Source organism: Bifidobacterium jacchi (assembly GCF_009078285.1).
GTDB lineage: Bacteria > Actinomycetota > Actinomycetes > Actinomycetales > Bifidobacteriaceae > Bifidobacterium > Bifidobacterium jacchi.
Window position 1 is genome coordinate 33,681 of the sequence record NZ_RQSP01000007.1, and the last position, 1,091, is coordinate 34,771.

Annotated in this window: 1 protein-coding gene; it reads left to right on the forward strand. The window is 60.7% G+C overall.

Going from position 1 to position 1,091, the window contains the following annotated elements; translation table 11 throughout:
* Positions 1 to 400 precede the first annotated feature (400 nt).
* Complete coding sequence (locus EHS19_RS03365; RefSeq protein WP_151916414.1) at positions 401 to 766, forward strand: YccF domain-containing protein; 366 nt, start codon at positions 401 to 403, stop codon at positions 764 to 766.
* Positions 767 to 1,091: the final 325 nt, after the last annotated feature.

The window sequence follows — 1,091 nt, forward strand, 5'->3', positions numbered from 1 at the left end:
GTCGGCTGGGGCGGTTGGGCTGCTGCTCGGCTGGCACCGGTTGGCGCCGGGTTGGGGCGTCGCAGCCGGGTTGGAGCCGAATTGGGGCGGCCGGCTGGTGGCCGGTTTACGCCGACCCCGCCTGCACCGACTCGGCGATGCCCGCTTGGTCTAGTCCTGGCGATGCCCGCTTGGCTGTAGGGCACAGCAAAGCACGGGGCACACCCGCTTTATGTGAGTATATCGCCCGATATGGCGTACCATCACCGCGCAGCTGAACATCCGGCGAGTCATTAGACACTCGGCGCTTCGTTGTCTGACTGAACGGCATGTGACTGCCTCGCCGAACGGCTTGTGATGATGCGGAGCAGATTCGCGCGGATGCCAATTGCGCGGTTCGCCGATCTGCGAACATGGCCATATGAGATTGTTGGGGAATATTCTATGGCTGCTGCTGGGCGGTCTCGTACTGGCACTGGCATGGGCCTTGATCGGCCTTGTGCTGTGCATTTCGATCATTGGCATTCCGCTGGGATTGCAATCGTTCAAGATGGCTACGCTGACGCTCGCGCCATTCGGCAAGACGGTGGTGCACGGCGGCGGCGTGGGAGCGACGCTGCTCAATGTGATCTGGGTGATACTCGCCGGATTCTGGATGGCTATCGGCTATGCGATCGCCGGAGTATTGAACTGCATCACGATCATCGGCATCCCATTTGGAATACAGTCGTTCAAGATGGCCGCGCTCGCCCTGTGGCCCTTCGGCGCAGGCATCGTCACGCGCTAGGCATCGTCACGCGCTAGGCATCGTCACCCGCTGGGCGAGATGCGCCAATATGGCGATGCTCCCGTACTTTGCACTTCGCTTCGCAGCGCTTTGCAGCACTTCGCGGCACTTCGCAGCACAGCGCTTTGAGCCATGTGTGGGGGAAGACTTTGCAGCATGTGACATGTGCGTCATGCGACCTTGTGCCAAGTGACTGCACCAAGTGGCCTTGGCATCAAGAACGTTGCAGTTCCAATGATTTCGCGATTGTTGCCCATGTGACGCGACTCTCTGCGCTCACAAGCCGTTGCGCACGCCGATTCCGCGACGATTCACAGCCACGCAA

Excerpts from the sequence above, each read along its gene's own strand:
- EHS19_RS03365 (WP_151916414.1), top strand. The coding sequence starts at position 401 with ATGAGATTGTTGGGGAATATTCTATGGCTGCTGCTGGGCGGTCTCGTA.